The sequence below is a fragment of the Amycolatopsis sp. NBC_01307 genome, assembly GCF_035975215.1.
GTDB lineage: Bacteria > Actinomycetota > Actinomycetes > Mycobacteriales > Pseudonocardiaceae > Amycolatopsis.
Genome location: NZ_CP108403.1, coordinates 9,200,826 through 9,223,675 on the forward strand (window position 1 = coordinate 9,200,826; position 22,850 = coordinate 9,223,675).

The 22,850-nt window shown below is 72.2% G+C and carries 21 protein-coding genes; 18 read left to right on the forward strand and 3 right to left on the reverse strand.

What is annotated here, in order from left to right:
- Window positions 1-80 precede the first annotated feature (80 nt).
- The 11 genes from OG439_RS41145 (at window position 81) to OG439_RS41195 (ending at window position 10,944) form a co-directional block, all read left to right on the forward strand.
- Window positions 81-1,322, forward strand: a complete 1,242-nt coding sequence (locus OG439_RS41145) for a sensor histidine kinase (RefSeq protein ID WP_326945873.1) — start codon at window positions 81-83, stop codon at window positions 1,320-1,322.
- Entirely contained in the window at window positions 1,319-2,008 is a 690-nt protein-coding gene (locus OG439_RS41150) for a response regulator transcription factor (protein WP_247060263.1), read from the forward strand. Before OG439_RS41145 ends, OG439_RS41150 begins: the two co-directional genes overlap by 4 nt.
- A gap of 169 nt (window positions 2,009-2,177) precedes the next feature.
- A complete protein-coding gene (locus OG439_RS41155; RefSeq protein WP_326945874.1) occupies window positions 2,178-3,161 on the forward strand; it encodes a Ppx/GppA phosphatase family protein in 984 nt (327 codons plus the stop codon).
- Between the two features lie 169 nt (window positions 3,162-3,330).
- Window positions 3,331-5,001 (forward strand): hypothetical protein, encoded by a 1,671-nt coding sequence (locus OG439_RS41160; RefSeq protein WP_326945875.1) that lies wholly within the window; start codon window positions 3,331-3,333, stop codon window positions 4,999-5,001.
- A gap of 74 nt (window positions 5,002-5,075) precedes the next feature.
- The gene (locus OG439_RS41165; protein WP_247060266.1) at window positions 5,076-5,888 is read left to right on the forward strand and encodes a sugar phosphate isomerase/epimerase family protein; all 813 of its coding nucleotides are present in this window, start codon (window positions 5,076-5,078) and stop codon (window positions 5,886-5,888) included.
- 221 nt (window positions 5,889-6,109) lie between these two features.
- Window positions 6,110-6,880 (forward strand): thioesterase family protein, encoded by a 771-nt coding sequence (locus OG439_RS41170; RefSeq protein WP_247063891.1) that lies wholly within the window; start codon window positions 6,110-6,112, stop codon window positions 6,878-6,880.
- Between the two features lie 25 nt (window positions 6,881-6,905).
- Window positions 6,906-7,715 (forward strand): pyrroline-5-carboxylate reductase, encoded by an 810-nt coding sequence (proC, locus tag OG439_RS41175; protein ID WP_326945876.1) that lies wholly within the window; start codon window positions 6,906-6,908, stop codon window positions 7,713-7,715.
- Window positions 7,716-8,024: 309 nt separating this feature from the next.
- Window positions 8,025-8,240 carry a helix-turn-helix domain-containing protein gene (locus OG439_RS41180; protein ID WP_247063893.1) on the forward strand — a complete coding sequence of 72 codons (216 nt, stop codon included), beginning with the start codon at window positions 8,025-8,027 and terminating at the stop codon, window positions 8,238-8,240.
- 166 nt (window positions 8,241-8,406) lie between these two features.
- Complete coding sequence (locus OG439_RS41185) at window positions 8,407-8,508, forward strand: 30S ribosomal protein bS22 (protein WP_007030867.1); 102 nt, start codon at window positions 8,407-8,409, stop codon at window positions 8,506-8,508.
- A 262-nt stretch (window positions 8,509-8,770) separates the two neighbouring features.
- Window positions 8,771-9,817 (forward strand): NAD-dependent epimerase/dehydratase family protein, encoded by a 1,047-nt coding sequence (locus OG439_RS41190; RefSeq protein ID WP_326945877.1) that lies wholly within the window; start codon window positions 8,771-8,773, stop codon window positions 9,815-9,817.
- 86 nt (window positions 9,818-9,903) lie between these two features.
- Window positions 9,904-10,944, forward strand: coding sequence for a lysophospholipid acyltransferase family protein (locus tag OG439_RS41195; RefSeq protein ID WP_326945878.1), 1,041 nt, complete (start codon window positions 9,904-9,906; stop codon window positions 10,942-10,944).
- Between the two features lie 80 nt (window positions 10,945-11,024).
- Here the strand turns inward: OG439_RS41195 and OG439_RS41200 are convergent, their stop codons facing one another.
- The 3 genes from OG439_RS41200 to OG439_RS41210 all read right to left on the reverse strand — a co-directional run bounded on the left by OG439_RS41200 (window position 11,025) and on the right by OG439_RS41210 (window position 13,935).
- Window positions 11,025-11,927, reverse strand: coding sequence for an HAD family hydrolase (locus OG439_RS41200; protein ID WP_442792250.1), 903 nt, complete (start codon window positions 11,925-11,927; stop codon window positions 11,025-11,027).
- Window positions 11,928-12,036: 109 nt separating this feature from the next.
- Entirely contained in the window at window positions 12,037-13,113 is a 1,077-nt protein-coding gene (locus OG439_RS41205; RefSeq protein WP_326945880.1) for a DUF5667 domain-containing protein, read from the reverse strand.
- Window positions 13,114-13,227: 114 nt separating this feature from the next.
- Entirely contained in the window at window positions 13,228-13,935 is a 708-nt protein-coding gene (locus tag OG439_RS41210) for a sigma-70 family RNA polymerase sigma factor (protein WP_326945881.1), read from the reverse strand.
- A gap of 266 nt (window positions 13,936-14,201) precedes the next feature.
- Between OG439_RS41210 and OG439_RS41215 the strand changes: the two genes are divergently transcribed.
- The 7 genes from OG439_RS41215 to OG439_RS41245 all read left to right on the forward strand — a co-directional run bounded on the left by OG439_RS41215 (window position 14,202) and on the right by OG439_RS41245 (window position 22,799).
- Window positions 14,202-15,761, forward strand: coding sequence for an AMP-binding protein (locus OG439_RS41215; protein ID WP_442792251.1), 1,560 nt, complete (start codon window positions 14,202-14,204; stop codon window positions 15,759-15,761).
- Window positions 15,762-15,771: 10 nt separating this feature from the next.
- Window positions 15,772-16,011, forward strand: coding sequence for a glutaredoxin family protein (locus OG439_RS41220; protein WP_247060279.1), 240 nt, complete (start codon window positions 15,772-15,774; stop codon window positions 16,009-16,011).
- An 82-nt stretch (window positions 16,012-16,093) separates the two neighbouring features.
- Window positions 16,094-17,659 carry a molybdopterin-dependent oxidoreductase gene (locus tag OG439_RS41225; RefSeq protein ID WP_326945883.1) on the forward strand — a complete coding sequence of 522 codons (1,566 nt, stop codon included), beginning with the start codon at window positions 16,094-16,096 and terminating at the stop codon, window positions 17,657-17,659.
- Window positions 17,660-17,921: 262 nt separating this feature from the next.
- Window positions 17,922-18,851, forward strand: coding sequence for a redox-sensing transcriptional repressor Rex (locus tag OG439_RS41230; RefSeq protein ID WP_326951742.1), 930 nt, complete (start codon window positions 17,922-17,924; stop codon window positions 18,849-18,851).
- A 73-nt stretch (window positions 18,852-18,924) separates the two neighbouring features.
- On the forward strand, window positions 18,925-20,232 hold the full coding sequence (locus OG439_RS41235; protein WP_326945884.1) for a glutamyl-tRNA reductase: 1,308 nt from the start codon (window positions 18,925-18,927) through the stop codon (window positions 20,230-20,232).
- Between the two features lie 21 nt (window positions 20,233-20,253).
- The gene (gene hemC, locus OG439_RS41240; RefSeq protein ID WP_247060286.1) at window positions 20,254-21,183 is read left to right on the forward strand and encodes a hydroxymethylbilane synthase; all 930 of its coding nucleotides are present in this window, start codon (window positions 20,254-20,256) and stop codon (window positions 21,181-21,183) included.
- An 83-nt stretch (window positions 21,184-21,266) separates the two neighbouring features.
- Window positions 21,267-22,799 (forward strand): uroporphyrinogen-III synthase, encoded by a 1,533-nt coding sequence (locus OG439_RS41245; RefSeq protein ID WP_247060288.1) that lies wholly within the window; start codon window positions 21,267-21,269, stop codon window positions 22,797-22,799.
- Window positions 22,800-22,850 lie beyond the last annotated feature (51 nt).

Sequence of the window (22,850 nt, forward strand, 5' to 3'; positions counted from 1 at the left end):
TCGCCGTCAGGTGTCGCGGTGCTCACGACAAGGCGGACAACGCTAGGCCGAAGGGCCACATCAGCGCTTACGATCGGCCCGTGACCACGCCTGTTTCACTCGCACTGGCCATCGGCGCCCTGGTGGCCGGTGCGGTGGTCGGCTACCTCGTCGCGCGGGCGCGAACCCGGCGCGAAGAGGCCCGCCCACCGGGCCCGACCGTCGCGGAGCTGCTCGAGCGATTGGTCCGGTCCTCCCACAACGGCGTCGTCGTGCTCAACAAGTTCGGCGACATGGTGCTGCACAACCCGCGCGCCTACGAGCTCGGCCTGGTCCGGGTCAACCAGGCCGACCCGCGGGCCCGCAAGGCCGCCGAACAGGTCGTCGAAACCGACGAGCCGATGGAGATCGACCTCTCGCCGCTGGAAGCGCGCGGCCGCCAGCCGGAGGCGGTGCTCGGCCAGGTCCGGCCCCTCGGCGACGGCTTCACCGTCGTCGAGGCGGTCGACCACTCCGAGGCCATCCGGCTGGAGGCCGTGCGCCGCGACTTCGTCGCCAACGTCAGCCACGAGCTCAAGACCCCGGTCGGCGCGATCGCGCTGCTCACCGAGGCCGTCCTCGACGCCGCCGAGGACGTCGAGGAGGTCCGCCGCTTCGGGAGCAAGATCCTGCGCGAGTCGACCCGGCTCGGCCAGCTCGTCACCGAGCTGATCGCGCTGTCGCGGCTGCAGGGCGCCGAACGGCTGCCGGACCTCAACGTCGTCGAGGTCGACGCGGTCGTGCGCGAAGCACTCGGCCGCACGACGCTCTCGGCGGAGTCGGCCGAGATCACCATCACCACCGACCCGGTCAGCGGCCTGCTCATCGAGGGCGACCGCACGCTGCTGGTCACCGCACTGTCGAACCTGCTGGAGAACGCCGTCGCGTACTCGCCGGCCGGCAGCCCGGTGTCGATCTCGCGGCGGCTGGCCGACGGCATGGTCGAGATCGCCGTCACCGACCGCGGCATCGGCATCCCCGAGGACGAGCAGACCCGCGTGTTCGAGCGCTTCTACCGCGCCGACAAGGCCCGCTCGCGCGCCACCGGCGGCACCGGGCTCGGCCTGGCCATCGTCAAGCACGTCGCGGCCAACCACGGCGGCTCGGTGGGCCTGTGGAGCCGGCCCGGCACCGGCTCGACGTTCACCCTCCGCATCCCCGCGCACGTCAGCCCCGAACCGGCCCCCGAGCCGGCGCGGGCGGCCAAGACCTCGCCGGCACCACGGCAGGAGAAGACCCCCGAGCGCACCCAGAGGCTCGTGGTTACCGGGCAGGAAAGCCCAGATCATGGAGGAAACCTGTGACCAGGGTTCTCATCGTCGAAGACGAGGAGTCGTTCGCCGACCCGCTCGCCTTCCTGCTGCGGAAGGAAGGCTTCACCGCGGCGGTGGCGGGCACCGGCCAGGCCGCGCTGGAGGAGTTCGACCGCAACGGCGCCGACATCGTCCTGCTGGACCTGATGCTGCCGGGCATGAGCGGCACCGACGTCTGCAAGCAGCTGCGCCAGCGCTCTGCCGTGCCGGTGATCATGGTGACCGCGCGGGACAGCGAGATCGACAAGGTCGTCGGCCTGGAGCTGGGCGCGGACGACTACGTCACCAAGCCGTACTCGGCGCGTGAGCTGATCGCGCGGGTCCGCGCGGTGCTGCGCCGCGGCGGCGAGCCCGGCGCCGAGGGCGAGCTGGCCCCGCTGGTGCTCTCGGCGGGCCCGGTGCGGATGGACGTCGAACGGCACGTGGTGACCGTGGACGGCGAGGAGGTCTCGCTCCCGCTCAAGGAGTTCGACCTGCTCGAGTACCTGCTCCGCAACGTCGGCCGGGTGCTCACCCGCGGCCAGCTCATCGACCGGGTGTGGGGCGCGGACTACGTCGGCGACACCAAGACCCTCGACGTCCACGTGAAGCGCCTGCGGTCGAAGATCGAGCCGGACCCGGGCTCGCCGCGGCACCTGGTGACGGTGCGCGGCCTGGGCTACAAGTTCGAGACGTAAGTCCATTTTGTCCTGAAGGGCACCCTCACGGCGGAAATGGCCGTGAGGGTGCCCTTCAGGGCGTTCGGGGTGGTCGTGGGGCCGCGGAGGCGCGCCGGGGCGGTACCGCACCGAGTGTTGTTGGTTACATGTTCGAGACCTGACGCTCGGGCCGGTACGCTGGACCCCCGTGCGCCTAGGGGTACTCGACGTCGGTTCCAACACCGTCCACCTGCTCGTGGTCGACGCCCACCGTGGCGCCCACCCGACCCCGATGCATTCCGAGAAGTCCGTGCTCCGGCTGGCCGAGCAGATCACCCGCAGCGGCGACCTCAGCAAGACCGGCGCGGACGAGCTCGTGACCGCCGTCGAATCCGCCAAGGCGGCGGCCGTCCGGCTCGGCTGCGAAGAGGTCATGGCGTTCGCCACCTCCGCGGTCCGCGAAGCCAAGAACTCGGCGAAGGTGCTGGCCCGCGTGGCCGACGAGACCGGCGTCGAGCTGCAGGTCCTCTCCGGCACCGACGAAGCCCGGCTGACGTTCCTCGCCGTCCGCCGCTGGTACGGCTGGTCGGCCGGGCAGCTGCTGGTGCTCGACATCGGCGGCGGCTCGCTGGAGGTCGCGATGGGCCGCGACGAAGAGCCCGTGCTGGCCGAGTCGCTGCCGCTGGGCGCCGGCCGCACCACGCGCACCCGCTTCCGGCACGACCCGCCGACGCGCTCGGAGCTCGTCGCGACGTCGGCGTGGCTCGACGACCAGCTCACCGAGCTCACGCGCAAGGTCACCAAATGGGGTGAACCGGATCGCGTCGTCGCGACGTCGAAGACGTTCCGGTCACTCGCCCGGCTGACCGGCGCCGCCCCCTCGGCCGCGGGCCCGCGCGTGCGACGTACGCTCTCGGACACCGCATTGCGCCAGCTCCTGGCCTTCATCTCGCGGATGCCCTCGGCCGATCTGGCTCAGCTCGAGGGGGTCAGTTCGAGCCGATCGCACCAGCTGGTGGCGGGCGCGCTCGTCGCGCAGGCCACGATGCGGGCGCTCGGACTGCCGGAACTCGAGATCTGCCCGTGGGCTCTGCGAGAAGGTGTCATCCTGCGGCGGCTGGACCATTCCACCGGCGCGGATGAAACTGGAGCCGCACTCGTGGCGCGCTTCGGCGCACAGGAGGACCGGTGAAAGCAGACGACTGGACTTCGCCCACGACGGTGTTTTGCTTGAAGCACGGGCACGATGGAGAGGTGACGGACATGCAGAGGACGACGTACAGCGCGCGCTGCGCCGCCGGCGTGCCGTCGGGGCCTTCCCGAGGTGCCGATTCCCAGGAGCGCGCGAGGGATTACCAGGTATGACGGACCAGACCGGAGGCGACCAGCCGCAGAAGACCGTGGCTGAGCTGCTCGCACAGCACGGCGCGCAGGCCGAGGGCGGACGCCGCCGCCGGCGTCGCGCCGTCGATGACGACGACGAACCGGCCACCCCGGAGCCGCCCGGCCCGACCGGCACGCACCGGCGGCCGGGGATCGGCGACACCGGCCCGCAGGCGATCATCGACCGCGTCCACTCCGAGGGCACGGTTCCGCCGCCCCCCGCACCGCCCGCCCGTCCGGCCGGTGGCCGGCGGCGTTCCGAGCCGCCACCCCCGCCGCCGCCCGCGCCCCGCGCCGTCCCCCAGGACGCGCGGCCGCCGCAGCCCCCGGCCCGGCCCGCTCCCGGCGGCGCCGAGTCCGGCCAGTACGGGCGCCCGGTCCCGCCGGAGTCCGGCCAGTTCAACCGGCCGGCCCCGCCGCAGGAGTCCGGGCAGTTCGGCCGCCCGGCGCCGCCGGAGCCCGCCCAGCCGCCGCGGCCGCAGGAGTCGGCCCAGCTGCCAGTGCCGCCGCGGGCGCCGCGCCGTCAGCCGCCGCCCCCGCAGCAGCCGTCCCAGCAGCTGCCCCAGCCGTCGCAGCAGCTCCCGACGCAGCCCCCGCCGGCGGCCGAGGAGACGCGGGCCGCCGTGCCGCCGGTCCGGCGCCGCCCGCCCCCGCCGCCGCAGCCCTCGCAGCAGCTGCCGACCCCGCCGCCGCCCGGCAGCCCGCTGTCGGCGCGGCTCGACGGGCTCAACGGCACCCCGGACGCCGACGTAGACGGCTCTGTCGGCCCGCCCGGGCCGATGCCCAGCGGCACGTTCGCCACGCCGCCCGGCCCGCCGCGCCGGCCCCCGTCGCGCCGTCCGCAGCCGAAGCAGGAGGCCTACACCGAGCAGTTCTCCGCCGTTCCCGACGAAGAACCGCCGCCGCCTCCGCCCCGGCAGGCGAAGGGCAAGCCGCAGCAGCCCGAGACCCCGGACATCTCCACGCCCGCGGGGCTCGCGAACTGGCGCAAGCGCCGCCAGAAGGAGCAGATGGAGGACACCGAGATCGGTGTCATGCCGGTGATCCCCACCGGCGCTCCGGACGACGGCTACCCGGACGACGACTTCGAGCCCGACGACGGTTTCGCCCCCGAAGGCAGCGGCTACCAGGCCGCCTACGACGCGGGCCCGCCGACGGGCACCTACCCGCCGCCGATGCCGTTCGCGCCCGGTGACCGCGCCGCGCGGACGCCGATCCCGGACGACCTTGAGCCCTACGAGCGCGAGTTCGCCGAGCCCGGCTACCCGGCCGCCGGCCCGGACTTCGAGCAGGACGAGTACGGCTACGAGCAGGGCGACGGCTACGAAGACGACGAGTACGACGACGACGTCCCCGAACCGGCCGCCGAGCCGGTACCCGCGGGCTCGCCGGGCAAGCAGTGGCTGGGCCTGGCCGGCCAGCTCGCCCTCGGCGTCGTCGGCGGTGCCGCCGTCTGGCTGGGCTTCAACTGGCTGTGGGTGAACATCCCGGCCGCCGCGCTGATCGCGGCGCTGCTGGTGGTCGTCGCGCTGGTCTGGATCGTGCGGAAGATCCGCCGCGCCGAGGACCTGCAGACCACCGTGCTCGCCGTGTTGGTCGGCCTGGTGGTGACGGTCTCGCCGGCGGCGTTGCTGCTGGTCGGACGCTGATCGCCGGGTAGGGGATGAGACCCAGGTCCCCTTCCCGGCCCGGCGGTGCGGCCCACCGTCGGTGACGAGGCAGGATGTCCGGCGTGACAGACGAGAAGCCGGTGCCCGTCGGGCTGAGTTCGGCGTCGGTGTGGCCGCTCAAGGCCGGCTCGGCGTTCGAGCTGGCCGCCGAGCTCGGCTACGACGGCGTCGAGGTGATGGTCTGGGCCGACGCGGTCAGCCAGGACGTCACGGCGTTGCGCCGCTGGTCGCGCCGCACCGGGATGCCGGTGCTGTCGATCCACTCGCCGTCGTTGCTGATCACCCAGCGGATCTGGTCGCCGGACCCGGTGGTGCGGCTGCGGATGTCCGTCGACGCCGCGGTGGAGCTCGGCGCGCGGACCGTCGTCGTGCACCCGCCGTTCCGCTGGCAGCGCCGCTACGGCGACGCGTTCGGCGACCTCGTCGACGAGCTGGAGGAGTCCAGCGGCGTCGAGATCGCCGTCGAGAACATGTTCAAGGTCCGGCCGCCGGGTGGGTCGAAGAACTCGCGCGTGTCGGCGTTCCGGCCGTCGATCGACCCCACGGACGTCGGGTTCCGGCACTACACGCTCGACCTGTCGCACACGGCGGCGGCGCGGATGGACGCGCTGGCGCTGGCGCAGCGGATGGGGGAGGGCCTCACGCACGTCCACCTGGCCGACGGCACCGGCATCCCGAAGGACGAGCACATGGTGCCCGGCCGCGGCGGCCAGCCGTGCGCGTCGCTGCTGGAGAAGCTGGTCAGCAACGGTTTCGCCGGGCAGATCGTGCTGGAGATCAACACCCGGCACGCCCTCACCCAGGCCCAGCGCGTCCGCGACCTCGCCGAGGCGCTGTTGTTCGCACGCTTCCACCTGGGGCAGTAAGTGAGCACGTTCCGACAGGACACGACTACTCCCGCCGCCGAATCGAGCACGTGAACACGTAAAGTTCCGACTGTGAACCCGTTGCGCTCGTTGATCTCCGCCATCCCCGGTCAGGACCCCTTTTCCCCGCCCGGGACGGTGGGTACGGACGGGCCCGCACGTTCGTGAGCGCAACGGACGGCACCGCCGCGTCCTTCGACACGGCGACGGCGACGCGGTCGATGGGCGACGGCACCTTCACCGCGGTGCTGCGCGCGGAATGGGCCATCGGGTCCCACCCGCACGGGGGTTTCCTGCTGGCCCTGCTGGCCAAGGCGGCGATCGCCGCGCTGAACGAGCGCGGGGAGCCGCACGCCGAGCCGCTGGTCGTCAGCGCGGAGTTCCTGCACGCGCCCGCGCTCGGCCCGGTGCTGCTGCGCACCGACGTCCGCAAGGTCGGCCGCCGCGCGACGGTGGTCGAGGTCCGGCTGGAGCAACGCGGCCGCAGCTGCGTCGAGGCCCGGGTGACCACCGGCCGGCTGCCGATGCGGCGCCCGGAGTGGACCGACGTGCCGTCGATGCCCGCCGAGCCGTCGCCGGGGGCGCTGACCATGCCGGAGAGCCCCGAGGGCCCGTTCAACCTGGCCAAGGGCTGCGACGTGCGGCTCGACCCGGCGACCGCCGGTTACCTGGCCGGCCGCACGGGTGAGCCGCCGCGGATGCGCCTGTGGGTCCGCCCGCGCCACAGCCTGGTCGACCCGTTCTTCACGTTGCTGGCGTCCGACGTCAACCCCCCGGTGGTGATGAACCTGGGCCGCATCGGCTGGGCCCCGACGGTCCAGCTGACGGCGCTGCTGCGCACCCGCCCGGCCCCGGGCTGGCTGCGGGTCATCGTCGAGTCGAGGTCGGTGCACGAGTCCTGGTTCGACTCGGACGCCACGGTGATCGACGCGCAGGGCCGGCTGGTGTGCCAGGCCCGGCAGCTGGGCCTCGCCCCGGCCCCGGGCGGCTGAGCGCGGATCTGGCACGCTTGGCGCCATGACGGTCATCGCGGTGCTGGGTGCGGGAAAGATCGGCGAGGCGTTGCTCTCGGGGCTGCTGAACGGCGGTCACGCGCCGGGCGACCTGCTCTTCACCGAGCGGTACCCGGCGCGCGTCGAGGAGCTGACGGCCCGCTACGGCGTTCGCGGCGTCGAGGTCGAGGACGCCGCCAAGCAGGCCGACGTGCTCGTCGTGGCCGTCAAGCCGCAGGACATCGACCCGGTGCTGACCGAGCTGGCACCGCTGCTGGGCCCGTCGTCGCTCGTGGTGTCGCTCTGTGCGGGGCTGCCGACGTCGCTGTACGAGCGCCGGCTGGCCGAGGGCGTACCGGTGGTGCGGGTGATGCCGAACACCCCGATGCTGGTCGGCGAGGCCATGAGCGCGATTTCGGCCGGCCGCTGGGCCACGGCCGAGCACCTGGCGGTGGTGCGCGACCTGCTCTCGCACGTCGGCCAGGTCGTCGAGGTGCCCGAAGGCCAGCAGGACGCCGTCACGGCGCTGTCCGGGTCCGGCCCGGCGTACTTCTTCTACCTGGTCGAGGCCATGATCGACGCCGGCATCCTGCTCGGCCTCCCGCGTGCGCTGGCCGGCCAGCTGATCATCCAGTCGGCCGTCGGCGCGGCGAAGATGCTCGCCGAGTCGGAGGAGCACCCGGTGCTGCTGCGCGAGGCCGTGACGTCGCCCGCCGGGACGACCATCAACGCCATCCGCGAGCTGGAGAAGCACGGCGTCCGCGCGGCCCTGCTCGACGCCATCGAGGCGGCCAGGGACCGCTCGGAGGCGCTGGGCAAGGCCCACGAGAGCTGAGCCGCCCACCGGGGGTGTTCCGCGGGTGGGGCCCGCCACCGGGCCTCATCGCCGGTGGCCGGTGCGTGGGCTCTCATCGCTCGAACGAGGCCTCTCTCGGCCTCGATGGTGCCCGGATTCGCCGTAATGGGCGATTACCGAGGTCTTGCACGCGCGAGTGGGTGTGCGTTAGCGCTGGTAGGAGCCCATCTCGGTGACAGGCGTCGCATTAGTCCCACCAGTCCCGCTACTCTCGATAGAGCACGTGCGTGTCGATACCACAGGTGGGGAAGCCTCGTGGCGCGACACGTGTCGAAGGACGCGGTAAACATGTCGCCGAACAAGAGGGAAGAGTTGCCCGCAGTCGGGCAGGTCCAGTTTCTGACGGTCGCCGAAGTGGCCACGCTGATGCGGGTCTCCAAGATGACCGTCTACCGTCTCGTGCACTCGGGTGAGCTACCCGCCGTCAGGGTGGGGAAGTCCTTCCGGGTGCCGGAGAAAGCAGTGCACGAGTACCTCCAGGGTGCGTATTACGACGTGGGTTGAACCAGTCGGCAGGCACGCCGCCGCCAGCGGCGCGCGGGGCTTGGACGTGCCCGCCGACCGGCCCGCGCAACGTGGCGGGTAACCTGGAAAACCGCTCGTGCCTGTGCGCTCCACCCGTTGGACGCTGCGCCGGGCAGCGTGACCGACGACGAACTAAGGAGCGCCCATGGGCTCTGTGATCAAGAAGCGCCGTAAGCGCATGTCCAAGAAGAAGCACCGCAAGCTGCTTCGCCGCACGCGAGTGCAGCGTCGGAAGGCCGGTAAGTAGCAACCCGGCTCAGCCGAGCGTGACCGTGGCCCGTCCAGTCTCTGGACGGGCCACGTCCATGTGGTGGACCGTCTCCCCTGTTCGAGTGAGGCGTCCGTCGCTTTTGGGGCCCTAGCGGTTAATAGCATGTAAGACACCCGGGAGCTACCACTGATGAGCGGTAACATCTCAAGGGTGTCCGCGCGATGCTTCCAGTGAGTGCAGGTTCGCGCACCTTGGGTGATCGTCCACCCCCCACACGCCCTACGCCGCAGGGAGTCGTATGCCGTCGAACGTCGTGCTCGTCACCGGGGTCGCCGGGGAGCTGGGTGGGAAACTGCTCGCCCGGCTCGGCAACAACCCCGACTTCGAGCGGGTCATCGGCGTCGACACGGTGCCGCCGGACAAGACCGTGCTGCAGCGCATGGGAAACGCCGAGTTCGTGCGCGCGGACATCCGGAACCCGTTGATCGCCAAGGTGATCAGCACGGCCGAAGTGGACACCGTGGTGCACGCGTCGTGCACCGCGCACCCCGCCGGCCCGGGCCGGCGCACGGCCATCAAGGAAGTCAACGTCATCGGCACCATGCGGCTGCTCGCGGCCTGCCAGCGTTCCCCGTTGGTGCGCAAGCTGGTCGTCAAGTCGACCGCGGCGGTCTACGGCGCGGGCGCGCGCTCGCAGGCGGTGTTCACCGAGGACTCCGAGCTCATCCCGACGTCGACCAGCGGGTACGCGAAGGACGCCGTCGAGATGGAGGGGTACGTGCGCGGCCTGACGCGGCGCCGTCCCGACATCACCGTGACCTTGTGCCGCTTCGCCAACATCATCGGGCCGTCGACCGACACGGTCCTGTCCCGCTACTTCGCGCTGCCGGTGGTGCCGACCGTTTTCGGTTACGACGCGCGGATCCAGCTGTTGCACTCCTCGGACGCGCTGTCCGTTTTGGAACGGGCGACGATCGAGGACAAGCCCGGCGTGTTCAACGTGAGCTCCGAAGGGGTACTCACGCTCTCACAGGCGATCCGGCGAGCGGGCCGGGTCGAGCTGCCGATGCCGCGGAGCGTGGTTCCGTCGGTCGGCAAGGTGCTGCGCGGCGCGCGCGTCGTCGACTTCTCCGCCGACCAGGTGCGGCTGCTGAACTTCGGCCGGGTGGTGGACATCACCAAGCTGAAGCAGGAGTTCGGCTACACCCCGCGGTGGACCACGCGGGAGGCGTTCGACGACTACGTCGTCGGCCGCGGCCTGCGTCCGGTGCTCGACGGCGGCCGGCTCGCGGGCCTGGCCGGCAAGGTGCTGGTCGCCGCGGCGACCGGCCAGGCGAACCGGTGAGCCGGTCGAGTATGCCTTTCGGGGGCCCGGGTGGCGGAGCCCCCGGCCCGGAGCGAAGCTCCGGTGGTGACAGCAGGTCGCACGGCTTGAACGACGTGGAAGGCGAGGCGGAGACGGTGGGCGGTGCCGAGGCGCAGGTCATCCCCCTGCACGGACTGGGCCGCGAGAAGCCGGCGGCCCCGCCCGCCGCCTCCGCGGCCGCGGAGGACCTGCGGGAGGCCGATGCCGCGCGCGAAGACGCCCCCGTCGTCGCGTTCCCCGGCGCCGAGGCGCCGGCCCCGGCGCCCGAGGTGCTCTCGGACGCGGCGCGCTCCGCGCTCGGCTTCATCCGCGACCGGCTGACCGGCGACTACACCGTCGACGAGTTCGGCTTCGACGCCGAGCTGACCGACGCCGTGTTCCTCCCGCCGCTGCGCGCGCTCTACCGGAACTGGTTCCGCGTCGACACGTTCGGCGTCGAGAACCTCCCGGCCGAGGGGGGCGCGCTGCTGGTGTCCAACCACTCGGGCACGTTGCCGCTGGACTCCCTGATGACGGCGGTCGCGGTCCACGACGAGACCGGCGGTCGGCACCTGCGCGGCCTCGGCGCCGACCTGGTGTTCCAGGTGCCGCTGGTGGGCTCGTTCGCCCGCAAGTCCGGCCAGACGCTGGCCTGCAACGCGGACGCGGAACGCCTGCTGCGCAAGGGTGAGCTGGTCGGCGTGTGGCCGGAGGGCTTCAAGGGCGTCGGCAAGCCGTTCTCGTCGCGCTACAAGCTGCAGCGCTTCGGCCGAGGTGGCTTCGTGTCGGCGGCGCTGCGCGCGGGCGTCCCGATCATCCCGGTGTCGGTGATCGGCGCCGAGGAGATCTACCCGAAGCTGGGCGACATCAAGGTGCTGGCCCGGATGCTGGGCCTGCCGTACTTCCCGGTGACGCCGTTCTTCCCGCTGCTCGGCCCGCTGGGCGCGATCCCTCTCCCGACGAAGTGGAGCATCGAGTTCGGCGAGCCGATCCCGACCGACTCGTTCGGGCCGGACGCCGTGGACGACCCGATGCTGGTCTTCCAGCTGACGGACCAGGTGCGCGAGTCGATCCAGCAGACGCTCTACCAGCGCCTTTCGCAGCGCAAGTCCGTCTTCCGCCGCTGAGCGCAGCCGTCCACCGGGCGTGAAATCCGCGTGAGGCTATGCATCTTTCTCGGCGAAAGTGACGCCTCGGGCCGGGCGCGTCAGCGGCGGCGGTAAGCCATCCCCGCGGCCACCGCCCCCGCCAGCGCCCCGGCCCCCAGTACCGAAGGTACCCCGATCTTCGCCGCTTTACGGCCGGTGCGGAAGTCGCGGATCTCCCAGCCACGCGCGCGGGCGACGTCCCGCAGCCCGCCGTCCGGGTTGACCGCGACCGCCGTGCCCACCGCCGACAGCATCGGGATGTCGTTGGCCGAGTCCGAATAAGCCGTGCAGCGCTTGAGGTTCAGGCCCTCACGCGACGCCAGCGCGCGGACCGCGTGGGCCTTCGCGCGGCCGTGCAGCAGGTCGCCGACCAGCCGGCCGGTGTAAACGCCCTCGCGCGTCTCCGCGACCGTGCCCAGCGCGCCCGTCAGGCCCAGGCGGCGCGAGATGATCGCCGCCAGCTCGATCGGGGTCGCCGTGACCAGCCAGACGCGCTGGCCGGCGTCGAGGTGCATCTGGGCGAGGGCTCGGGTGCCGGACCAGATCTTGTCCGCCATCAGCTCGTCGTAGATCTCTTCGCTGATCGACGTCAGCTCGGCCACCGTGCGGCCGGCCACAAAGGACAGTGCGCGCTCGCGGTGGGTCTTGATGTCTTCCTTGTTCTCGCGGCCGCCGAGGCGGAACTTGATCTGGCCCCAGACGAAGCCGGCGAGGTCGGACGACGTGAAGAACTTGCGCGCCGCGAGCCCGCGGGCGAAGTAGAAGATCGACGCGCCCATCATCATCGTGTTGTCGACGTCGAAGAAGGCGGCCGCGGTGAGGTCGGGTGGTGCGGGCGGGGCGGGGGGCTCGGCGGCTTCGGAAACCACGCGGGCGTGGGCGGCCTCGGCCGAGGCTTCGCCCGCGAGCGCGGCGAGCCGTTCGAGCTCCTGACTCTTATCCCTGCCACGCCAAGCTGACACGCACACCGCCTCCACGTCTGCCCACGTCTGACCACGTCCCTGCGGACGTCCGGTCCTTCGCACAGCGTAGCGAGCCGCCCACCGCGGCGTCGCAGGTGTGGCCCGGACCTCAGCCGATGACGATCGGCGGCAGGCCCGGCAGCAGCGGCGGGATCGACACGATCGGCGGCGGCCTCGACGTCGAGGTCGCCGGCGGCCGGGAGGTCGACGACGGCTGGCCGAACACCGGCGGCGGCGTGCTCCCGCCGGTCGGCGCGGGCGTCTCCGCCGTCGCCGTCGCGTCCGACGGCGGGAGCTGGGTGCCGGTCGGGGCCGGCGCGGTGCTCTCAGTGGTCGAGGAGGACGACGACGTCGGCGCCGAGGACACCTCACCGCCCGAGGACGGCGCCGGACGCTGCGTGCACTCGCCGGTCGCCGGGATCAGGCCCAGGTCGTCGGCGGTGCCGGTGGTGATCTGGTAGCAGTTCAGCCGGGCCACCAGGCCGCTCGTGCGCTCCTGGACCTTGCCGAGCAGGGTTCGCACGTCGCCGAACACGGAGGCGGCGCCGGCCGGCAGCGCGGCCTGCTGCGCCGCGAGCCGGGCCGCCTGGTTCCGGGCCCACAGCCGGACGTCGGAGAGCTGCTGCGCGCCGCTGCCGTCGCTGGTCGCGACCGCGGTCAGCTGGGTGACGCCGGCGCGCAGGTCGGTGGCGAAGTCGTCGTAGGCGGTCTGGTAGTCGGCCGGGCTCGCGCCTTCGGCGGCCAGCTCGCCCAGCTCGGTGACGCGGTTGGTGGCGAACTCGAGGTGCTTCTGGGCCTTCTGCTGGTCACCGAAGGTGAGGTTCAACGACGTCGTCTCGCCGGCGCGCTTCACGGCGTACAGCGCGTCACCCGGCAACGCGCCGCGGGAGAGCACCAGCGTCAGGCCGGACAGCACGAGGACGAGGAAGAGCGCGGCGGCCACCAGGTCGGCGGTCCGCGGCCGCCACCGCCGTACCGGGGTGGCCGCCGCCGTCTCGAGGCGGCCCGCGATCTCCGCGCGGATCCGCTGCCGCGTCTCCAGGTCCGGCGCCCCGGCCGCGCCGAGTTCGCGCAGGGCGCCGACGACGGCCAGCTCGTCGGCGAACTCGCCGTCCCGGCGTACCGGGGACGGCTCCAAAGCACGCGCGAACCGATCCGCGTCGGTTCGCTCACGCGCAAACCTCACTGCGCCAGCTCCATCTCGGGCCGTGGCCGGTCCTGACACCGGTCTGGCAGGAGTAACGATCCAGAAGGCGCGATGGTTACCGGATTCGGTCGATGAACCGAAAAGTTCGCGGGTTCAGCGCAATCCGGTGGGCAGGAGTTGTGCCAGCCTGCGCACCGCCCGGTGCTGCAGCGCCTTGATGGCGCCCTCGTTGCGGTTCATGATCTGGGCCGTTTCGGCCACGGAGAGTCCCTGCAGGAACCGCAGGATGATGCATTCCCGCTGGTCGTCGCCCAGTTCCGCGACGCAGCGCAACAACTCGGTGCGGGTCGCGCGGCTGATGGCCTCCTGCTCGGGGCCGGCCTGCGCGGTCGCGCCGACGCTGAACGGCGCCGAACCGGGTTCGGTCACCTCGTCGGTGACGACTTCGAGGCGGTACCGGCTCGACTTCACGTGGTCGAGCACGAGGTTGCGGGCGATGGTGACGAACCAGGCGCCGACGTCACGTCCCTGGTAGCTCACCGACGTGATCCGGCGCAGCGCGCGCAGGAACGTCTCGCTGGTGACGTCCTCGGCGAGGTCGCGGTCGCCCAGCCGGAAGAGCACGTAGCGGTAGACGACGTCGACGTAGCGGTCGTAGAGGCGGCCGAACGCGGACGAGTCGCCGTCCTGCGCGGCGCGCACCAGGTCCCACGCCTCGGCCTTGAGGGCCTCGGCGCGCTCTTCGTCGGAGGCGGAGGCTCCCGGCGCCTGGCGGCTCAGCGGCACGGCCGAAGATCGTCCGAAGAGGCGGTCGGCGACCATGAAAACGGGCCCGCGGCTCACGGCGGTCGGCACTGTCATCGGGCGGCACCTCCGGCGGCGGCTCGGACCCAGTGGGCCACGGTACCCCCGATGAGCGGGCGAGCAGGGGCCTGCCGGCTCGCGTGCCCCACGGCGCCGTGGGCAGGCAAGTTCGTCACGGCGACTCCCTCTCTCCGATCGCGGCGGTGATCATCACCACCCCCCGCGACGCAGTGCAGCATACGTGTAGTTACCGCGAAGTAGGTAGTGGTTCCGGTCTTGTGAAGGGGCGACGCTCGCGGTGTTCCCCCATGACGTCGCGCGAGATGACAGACTTGCAACGCTTCGCGGGACGACGGGAAGGCGGGCCACGGGTGAGTGCCGGTGCAGAGACGTTGTCCGGGGTCGGCGAGCTGCTCGGCCGGGCCGCCGCGACGTGGCCGGAGCACCCGGCCGTGCGGGAGACCGGTGGCGGCCGGACGCTGACCTACCGTCAGCTCACCGCCGCGGTCGAAGCCCAGGCCAAGACACTTACGGGTGCGGGTGTCACACCCGGCGACCGGGTCGCGCTGCGGCTGCCGACGTCGGTCGATTTCGCCGTCGCGTTCTTCGGCGCGCTGCGGGCCGGCGCGATCGCCGTCCCGGTGTCGCCGCAGTCGCCGGGACCCGAGCTCGAGCAGCTGGTCGAGCACAGCGGCGCCAAGGTTGTCATCCATCGCGACACGGATACGGCGCTGCCGGCCGGGGTGATCGGTCTCACTCCCGAAGCTGACCCGGATGGAGCAGCCGGGTTCGCGGACGCCGGGGGAACCGGTGAGGACACCGCGGTCATTTCGTACACCTCCGGCACCACCGGGCCGCCGCGCGGCGTGATGCTTTCGCACCGCGCGCTGCTGGCGAACCTGGCCCAGCTGAGCGGCGTCGAGGGTGTCCTCGAACACGACGACCGCGTGCTCATCACCATCCCGCTCTTCCACGTCTACGGCCTCGGGCCCGGCCTGCTGCAGGCCGTCGCCGTCGGCGCGACCGCGGTCCTGTCGGAACGCTTCGAGGCCCAGCGCACGCTGGCGGACTGCGCCGAACACGGCGTCACCACGATCACCGGCGTCCCGACGATGTACGCCGAGTTCGCCGCGCTGGACGCCGGGGAGCTCGGCCGGGGACTGGCCACGGTCCGGCGGATGACGTCGGGCGCGGCACCGCTGCACCCGAAGGTGCTCGGCGCGATCCGGGAGGCGACGGGCCTCGACGTCTTCGAGGGGTACGGCCTCACCGAGTGCGCGCCGGTGGTGACGTCGACGCTGGTCACCGGCTACCCGAAGCCCGGCTCGGTCGGCAGCCCGCTGCCCGGCGTCGAGCTGCGGCTCGTCGACAGCGACGGCACCGACCAGGCCGTGCCGCTCGACCCGGACGACGTCGACGACGTCTTCGAGGCCGAGGGCGAGACCGGGCTGGTGTCGATCCGCGGCGCGAACCTGTTCTCCGGTTACTGGCCCGACGGCGCCCACGGGCCGGACGACGAGGGCTGGTTCCGCACCGGCGACGTCGGCTACCTCGACGTCGACGGCGACCTGCACCTGGTCGACCGGGCCAACGACCTGATCATCGTCAACGGCTTCAACGTCTTCCCGAACGAGGTCGAGTCGGTCATCGCGCAGCTGCCGGAGGTGGCCGAAGCCGCGGTCGTGGGGGTCGTCGACGAGCGCAGCGGCGAGGCCGTGAAGGCGTTCGTGGTGCCGGTCTCGGGCGCGTCGCTGTCCGAGCAGCAGGTCGTCGACCAGTGCACCGCCCACCTGGCCGGGTACAAGGTGCCGCACGCGGTGGAGTTCGCCGAGTCGCTGCCGCACTCGGCCACCGGGAAGCTGCGCCGGATGCGGCTGCGGTAGTAATGGCGGCATGGCACAGGAAGTGACGGTCATGGGCCGGGTCGGCTGCCACCTCTGCGAGGTGGCGGAGGCCGACGTCGCCCGCATCTGCGGCGAGCTGGGTGTCGCGTGGAAGTCCGAGGACGTCGACACGGACCCGGAGTGGCGCGCGGAGTACGGCGACCGCGTCCCGGTGATCCTGGTCGACGGCGCCGAGCACGGCTACTGGCGTGTTGAAGAGGACCGGCTGCGCAAGGCGCTTTCGTCCTGAACGTCCCGGCTTGGTGAAGCCGTAACACGTCCGTAAGCACTGAAGCCCCACCCGAACGGCCTACCGCTCCGAAGATGGAGGGGTGAGCACCTTGCAGGACGCGCCTGCCCCGCCCGAGGCGCCCAGGCGGCTTTCGCTGCCGGTCGCGACGCTGATCGGCCTTCTCGCCCTGGCCGCCGCCCTCGGCGTCGGGCACCTGGTCGCGGGCTTCGTCGGTTACACGGCCTCGCCGTTCATTGCGGTCGCGAACTACGTCATCGACCACAGCCCGACCGGCATCGTGAAGTGGGCCGAGCGGACGCTGGGCACCTGGGACAAGCCGATCCTCAAGCTCGGCCTCGCCGTCGTGCTCGTCCTGTTCGCGGTGGCCGCCGGGCAGCTCTCCCGGCGCAAGCCGCTGGCCGGGCAGGTGCTCGTCGGGCTGCTCGGCGCCGCCGGGATCGCCGCCGTGTTCGTGCGCACCGACCTCGGGCAGGTCTCGCTGCTCGCGCCGGTCGCCGCGCTCGTCGCCGGGCTGACCGTGTTCACGATGCTGCACCGCCTCGTGCTGCCGCCCGAGCTGGCCCGCTACGACCGGGGCTTCGACCGGCGGAAGTTCATCCGCACCGGCGTCGGCATCGCGGCCGGGGCCGGCGTCGCCGCCGTGGTCGGCGAAGTGGCCGGGACCAGCACGAACGCCGAGGACTCACGGGCCGCCGTCGGGCCGCTCGTGCCGGCGCGCACCGCGCCGCCGCTGCCCGCCGACGCCGACTTCGTCAAGCTCGGCTCACCGCCGTTCATCACGCCCAACGCGGACTTCTACCGGATCGACACCGCACTGGTCGTGCCGCAGATCCGCACCGAGGACTGGGGCCTGAAGATCCACGGGATGGTCGACCAAGAGGTGAACTTCACCTACAAGGACATCCGCGACCGGCCGCTCGTCGAGCGCCGGGTGACGCTGACCTGCGTGTCCAACGAGGTCGGCGGGAACCTGATCTCGAACGCGTCGTTCATCGGCGTCGACCTCGTCGACCTGCTCGACGAAGCCGGCGTGCAGACCGGCGCCGAGCAGATGTTCGCGACCAGCGTCGACGGCTGGACCTGCGGCACCCCGGCGAACGTCGCGCTCGACCCGGCCCGCGGCGCGATGCTCGCGATCGGGATGAACGGCGAGCCGCTGCCGGTCGAGCACGGCTTCCCGGCGCGGATCGTCATCCCCGGCCTCTACGGCTACGTGTCCGCGACCAAGTGGGTCAAGGACCTCGAGTTCACCAAGTGGGACGCGCGGCAGTCGTACTGGCTCAACCGCGGCTGGGCCGAGCAGGCGCCGATCAAGACCGAGTCCCGGATCGACACCCCGACCGGCTTCGCGAAGGTCACCGCGGGCAAGGTCCGGCTGGCCGGCACGGCGTGGGCGCAGCACACCGGCATCGCGAAGGTCGAGGTCCGGCTCGACCAGGGCGAGTGGCGCGAAGCCACCCTTTCGGCGGAGGTGAGCAAGGACACCTGGCGCCTCTGGTGGCTCGAGCTCGACGTGCCCGGCGGCACGCACCAGGCGTTCGTCCGGGCCACCGACCAGGACGGCTACACCCAGACGGAGAACACCGCCGACCCGGTGCCCGACGGCGCCACCGGCTGGCACTCCGTCACCCTCGACGCGCACTGACGACCCGGAAACCCTTGTGCGGCCGGTGATCCGGCCCGATGGACCCGCGCTCGAGGCCGCCACGGCCGCCCGCGCCCACACTCGGGGGGTGCCGAACCGCCTCCGACCAGTGACTTTGTGCGTGCGTTCACAAGTGGACTACCGTAGGACCATCGCCTCCCGGTGGTCCGGCATCGAACCGGACGCCGGGCCCTGGGTCAAGACACAGTTCCGAACGGTCGCGGCGATGGCCGGCAGGTGCGCAGCGGGCAGGAGACACGGCGTGGTGACACAGCGCGGGGGGCGTGACGGAGCGGACTCCGCCGGCCGGCCGCCACGGCGGACCCGCCGGCCGGACACGCCGGACGCCGACAACGCGCCGACGGCCGAGATGCCCGCCGTGCCCGTGGCCGCCGTGAACGGCCGCGCCAACGGCAACGGGGATGCCCCCGAGGCCGTCCGGGCGAAGCAGATCCCCGAAGCGGCCGTCGCCCGGTTGGCCGTCTACCTCCGCGTGCTGTCCGCGATGTCGGAACAGGGCGCGACGACCGTTTCGAGCGAAGAGCTGTCGCAGGCCGCCGGCGTCAACTCCGCGAAGCTGCGCAAAGACCTCTCGTACCTGGGCTCCTACGGCACCCGCGGCGTCGGCTACGAGGTCAGCGTCCTGGTCAGCCAGATCGAGCGGATCCTCGGCCTGACCCGGCAGCACAAGGTGGCCGTGGCCGGCATCGGCAACCTCGGTCACGCGCTGGCCAACTACGGCGGCTTCCCGGGGCGCGGTTTCCCGGTCGAGGCCCTGTTCGACCTGGACTCGGACCTGATCGGCGTGCCGGTCGGCGGCCTCCCGGTCTCCCACATGGACGACATCCCGCGGGTCTGCGCCGAGCGCGGGATCTCCATCGGCGTGATCGCCACGCCGCCCACCGCGGCGCAGTCGGTGTGCGACCGCCTGGTCGCCGGCGGCGTCCAGTGCATCCTCAACTTTGCTCCCGTCGTGCTGCAAGTTCCTGCTCACATCGAGGTCCGCAAGGTGGATTTGGCCGTCGAGCTGCAGATACTGTCATTTCACGTAGCCCGTCGGGCGGATGATGCTGCGAGCAATCAGGGCAATTCCGGATTACCCGCAGCGGGTCTGCCGTCCGACAATGGCAAGGGCAGCGGACGGAACGGCGCGGGTCCGGACGGCGGACGGGAAGTGGTGGTGCGCTCATGAGCGAGCCTGCGAGTGAATCATTCAACACAGCGCAGCCGCTTAGGCGCTCACCGAGCGTCAGCGAGGTGACGGCATGAGCGTTCTGGCGGTCGGGTTGTCCCATCGCAGCGCCGAGCTGAGCACGTTGGAACGCGTCGCGGTACCGGCGCCCGAGATCGGCAAGGTGCTCGACGAGCTGCAGCAGGCCGAGCACATCAGCGAGGTCATGCTCGTCTCGACGTGCAACCGCATCGAGGTCTACGCGGTGGTCGAGACCTTCCACGGCGGCCTGAACGACGTCTCCGACGTCCTCGCCCGCCAGGCCGGGATGACGCCCGCCGACCTGTACGACAGCCTGTACGTGCACTACGCCGGCGCCGCGGTCGAGCACCTGTTCTCGGTCACCTCCGGCCTGGACTCGATGGTCGTCGGCGAGACGCAGATCCTCGGCCAGATCCGCTCCTCCTACGCCACCGCGCGCGAGGCCGGCACGGTCGGCCGCACGCTGCACGAGCTGATCCAGACCACGCTGCGCGTCGGCAAGCGCGTCCACACCGAAACCGGCCTCGACCAGCTGGGCGCGTCGGTCGTGTCCGAAGCGCTCGCCGCGGCCGGGGACGTCACCGGCAAGCACGCCGTCATCGTCGGCGCCGGCTCGATGGGCGCGCTGAGCGCGTCGCAGCTGCGCAAGGCCGGCATCGGCGAGATCACCGTCGCCAACCGCACCGACGCCCGCGCGCGCCGGCTCGCCGCGAACGTGTCCGAGCAGGGCGTGCCCGCCCGGGCGATCGCGCTGTCCCAGGTCGCCGACGCGGTGCGTGACGCCGACGTCGTGATCTGCTGCACCGGCGCGCAGGACGCCGTCTTCGGCCCGGAGCAGGTGCTGCCCCGCGGCGGCCGCGCCCTGGTCGTCTGCGACCTCGGCCTGCCCCGTGACGTCGACCCGGCGGTCGGCGAGCTCGACGGCGTGCGCGTCGTCGACCTGGCGACCGTGCAGCGCCGGATGCGCGAAGCCGGCACCCCGACCACCGACCGGCAGACGGCCAAGGCCACCGGCATCGTGCTCGACGAGGTGCGCGAGTACCTCGCCGGCCAGCGCAGCGCCGAGGTCACCCCGACGGTGACCGCGTTGCGCAAGCGCGCGGCCGAGGTCGTCGACGCCGAGCTGCTGCGGCTGGACCACCGGCTGCCCCAATTGGACAGCACCATCCGCGAAGAGGTCGGCCGCACCGTCCGCCGGGTGGTCGACAAGCTGCTGCACGCGCCGACGGTGCGGGTCAAGCAGCTGGCCGCCGAGACGGCCGACACCGACTACGCGAACGCGTTGCGCGAACTGTTCTGCCTCGACCCGCAGGCACCCGCCGCGGTGGCGAGCCCGACGCCCCCACCAGAGAAGAAGTAGTAAGTGACCAGAGTCATTCGCATGGGTACGCGCGGATCGAAGCTCGCGCTCGCCCAGACCGGGCACGTCGCCGACGCCCTGCGCGCCACCGGCGCCGAGGTCGAGATCGTCACGGTGACCACGCCCGGGGACAAGTCGATGGCGCCGATCCCGACGATCGGCGTCGGCGTGTTCACCTCCGCGCTGCGGGAAGCGTTGCTGCGCAACGAGGTCGACGTCATCGTCCACTCGTACAAGGATCTGCCGACCGCGCCGGAGCCGGGCATCTCGCTCGCCGCCGTGCCGCCGCGCGCGGACCCGCGGGACGCGCTGATCGCGCGTGACGGGCTGACTCTCGGCGAGCTGCCGCCGGGCGCGACGGTGGGCACCGGCTCGCTGCGGCGCACCGCGCAGCTGCGCGCGCTGGGTCTCGGTTTGGAAATCGTGCCGATTCGCGGCAATATCGACACCCGCATGCGCAAGGTCACCGACGGCGAGCTGGATGCCGTTGTGCTCGCGCGTGCCGGACTGGCCAGGGTCGGCATGGTCGAGGTCATCACCGAGACCCTCGACCCGATCCAGATGCTGCCCGCGCCCGCACAGGGCGCGCTGGCGGTGGAGTGCCGGACCGCCGACGTGGACCTCGAGCACCTGCTCGCATCCACGCTGGACGACGAGGGCACGCGGGCCGCGGTGACGGCCGAGCGTGCTTTGCTGGCCGCGCTCGAGGCGGGGTGCAGCTCGCCCGTGGGCGCGCTCGCCGAGATCGTCGAAGATCTCGACGCCGAGGGCAAGGTCGTGGAACGGATCTCGCTGCGCGGCACCGCCGCGATCGAGGGCGAGGAAGGCGTGGTGGACATGGTCCGGGCCATCGCGCTGGCCGACAAGCACCAGGCCGCCCAGCTGGGCAAGGACCTGGCCGCAGAGCTGCTGGACCTCGGAGCCGGAGCCCTCTCCGGACCCGCGCAGTAGCGCTTTCACGAGCGCTTCTCAAGACGTAGGAGACCTGCGTCCGTGCCATGACGCACGGCCGCCGCAAGAGGAGAAACGCACAGATGACCCCCGCGCGAAAGACCACCGGGCGCGTAGCGTTCGTGGGCTCCGGGCCCGGCGACGCCGGCCTGCTCACGGTCCGTGCCCAGGAACTGCTGGCCAAGGCCGAGGTCGTGGTGACCGACCCGGACGTGCCCCAGGCCGTCCTGGCGATGACCGCCGAAGGCGCCGAGGTCCGCCCCGCCGTCGGCGAGGCCACCGAGGTCGCCAAGGACCTGACCAACGAGGCCAAGGCCGGCCGGCTGGTGCTCCGTCTGATCGCCGGCGACCCGCTGACCACCCCGGCCGTCGTGGCCGAGGTGCAGGCGGTCGCCCGCACGAGCGCCGTGTTCGACGTCATCCCGGGTGTGTCCCCGGGCGCGGCCGTCCCGGCGTACGCCGGCGTCGCGCTCGGCGGCACGCACACCGAGGTCGACGTCCGCGGCGACGTCGACTGGGCGGCCCTGGCCGCGGCCCCGGGCCCGCTGGTGCTGCACGCGTCGTCGGCGCACCTCGCCGAGGCCGCTTCGGCGCTGACCGGGCACGGCCTGCCCGCGTCGACGCCGGTCGCGGTGACGGCGAACGGCACCATCAACACCCAGCGCACCCTCGACACCACGCTCGAGAAGGTCGCCAACGACGCCGGCGAGCTCGTCGGGCCGCTGATCGTCACGATCGGCCAGGCCGCCGGGCAGCGCTCGAAGCTGTCGTGGTGGGAGTCGCGCGCGCTCTACGGCTGGAAGGTCCTGGTGCCGCGCACCAAGGAGCAGGCCGGCGAGATGGCCGAGCGCCTGCGCGGCCACGGCGCGACGTCGCACGAGGTGCCCACCATTTCGGTCGAGCCGCCCCGCAGCCCGGCGCAGATGGAGCGCTCGGTCAAGGGCCTGGTCGACGGCCGTTACCAGTGGATCGTCTTCACCTCCACCAACGCGGTCCGCGCGGTGTGGGAGAAGTTCGAGGAGTTCGGCCTGGACGCCCGTGCGTTCTCCGGCGTCAAGATCGCCTGCGTCGGCGCGGCCACCGCGGAGAAGGTGCGCTCGTTCGGCATCATCCCCGAGCTGGTGCCGGAGGGTGAGCAGTCCAGCGAAGGTCTGCTGGCCGAGTTCCCGCCGTACGACGACGTCCTCGACCCGGTCGACCGCGTCCTGCTGCCCCGCGCGGACATCGCCACCGAGACCCTGTCGGCCGGCCTGCGCGAACGCGGCTGGGAGATCGACGACGTCACGGCCTACCGGACCGTCCGGGCCGCGCCGCCGCCCGCTGATACCCGCGAGATGATCAAGACCGGCGGTTTCGACGCGGTCTGCTTCACCTCGTCCTCGACCGTGCGCAACCTGGTCGGCATCGCCGGCAAGCCGCACACCCGCACGCTGGTCGCGTGCATCGGCCCGAAGACGGCCGAGACGGCAGTGGAGTTCGGCCTCCGCGTCGACGTCCAGCCGGAGAAGGCGGACGTCCCCCACTTGGTGGACGCCCTGGCCGAGCACGCCGCACGCCTCCGCGCGGAGGGCGCCCTGCCGCCGCCGCGCAAGGCGAAGCGGGCCCGCAGGTCCTGAGGTTCGTTGGTCCGTGAAGGCCTCCTTACCGGCTCTTACCGCCGGGAAGGG

Bases quoted from the DNA above. Each gene is read 5' to 3' on its own strand.
- OG439_RS41190 (WP_326945877.1), top strand. From the start codon at position 8,771: ATGCCGTCGAACGTCGTGCTCGTCACCGGGGTCGCCGGGGAGCTGGGT.
- OG439_RS41165 (WP_247060266.1), top strand. From the start codon at position 5,076: ATGTCCGGCGTGACAGACGAGAAGCCGGTGCCCGTCGGGCTGAGTTCG.
- OG439_RS41245 (WP_247060288.1), top strand. From the start codon at position 21,267: ATGACCCCCGCGCGAAAGACCACCGGGCGCGTAGCGTTCGTGGGCTCC.
- OG439_RS41185 (WP_007030867.1), top strand. From the start codon at position 8,407: ATGGGCTCTGTGATCAAGAAGCGCCGTAAGCGCATGTCCAAGAAGAAG.
- OG439_RS41160 (WP_326945875.1), top strand. From the start codon at position 3,331: ATGACGGACCAGACCGGAGGCGACCAGCCGCAGAAGACCGTGGCTGAG.
- OG439_RS41210 (WP_326945881.1), bottom strand. From the start codon at position 13,935: ATGACAGTGCCGACCGCCGTGAGCCGCGGGCCCGTTTTCATGGTCGCC.
- OG439_RS41220 (WP_247060279.1), top strand. From the start codon at position 15,772: ATGGCACAGGAAGTGACGGTCATGGGCCGGGTCGGCTGCCACCTCTGC.
- OG439_RS41180 (WP_247063893.1), top strand. From the start codon at position 8,025: ATGTCGCCGAACAAGAGGGAAGAGTTGCCCGCAGTCGGGCAGGTCCAG.
- OG439_RS41170 (WP_247063891.1), top strand. From the start codon at position 6,110: ATGGGCGACGGCACCTTCACCGCGGTGCTGCGCGCGGAATGGGCCATC.
- hemC (WP_247060286.1), top strand. From the start codon at position 20,254: ATGGGTACGCGCGGATCGAAGCTCGCGCTCGCCCAGACCGGGCACGTC.
- proC (WP_326945876.1), top strand. From the start codon at position 6,906: ATGACGGTCATCGCGGTGCTGGGTGCGGGAAAGATCGGCGAGGCGTTG.
- OG439_RS41235 (WP_326945884.1), top strand. From the start codon at position 18,925: ATGAGCGTTCTGGCGGTCGGGTTGTCCCATCGCAGCGCCGAGCTGAGC.
- OG439_RS41215 (WP_442792251.1), top strand. From the start codon at position 14,202: ATGACAGACTTGCAACGCTTCGCGGGACGACGGGAAGGCGGGCCACGG.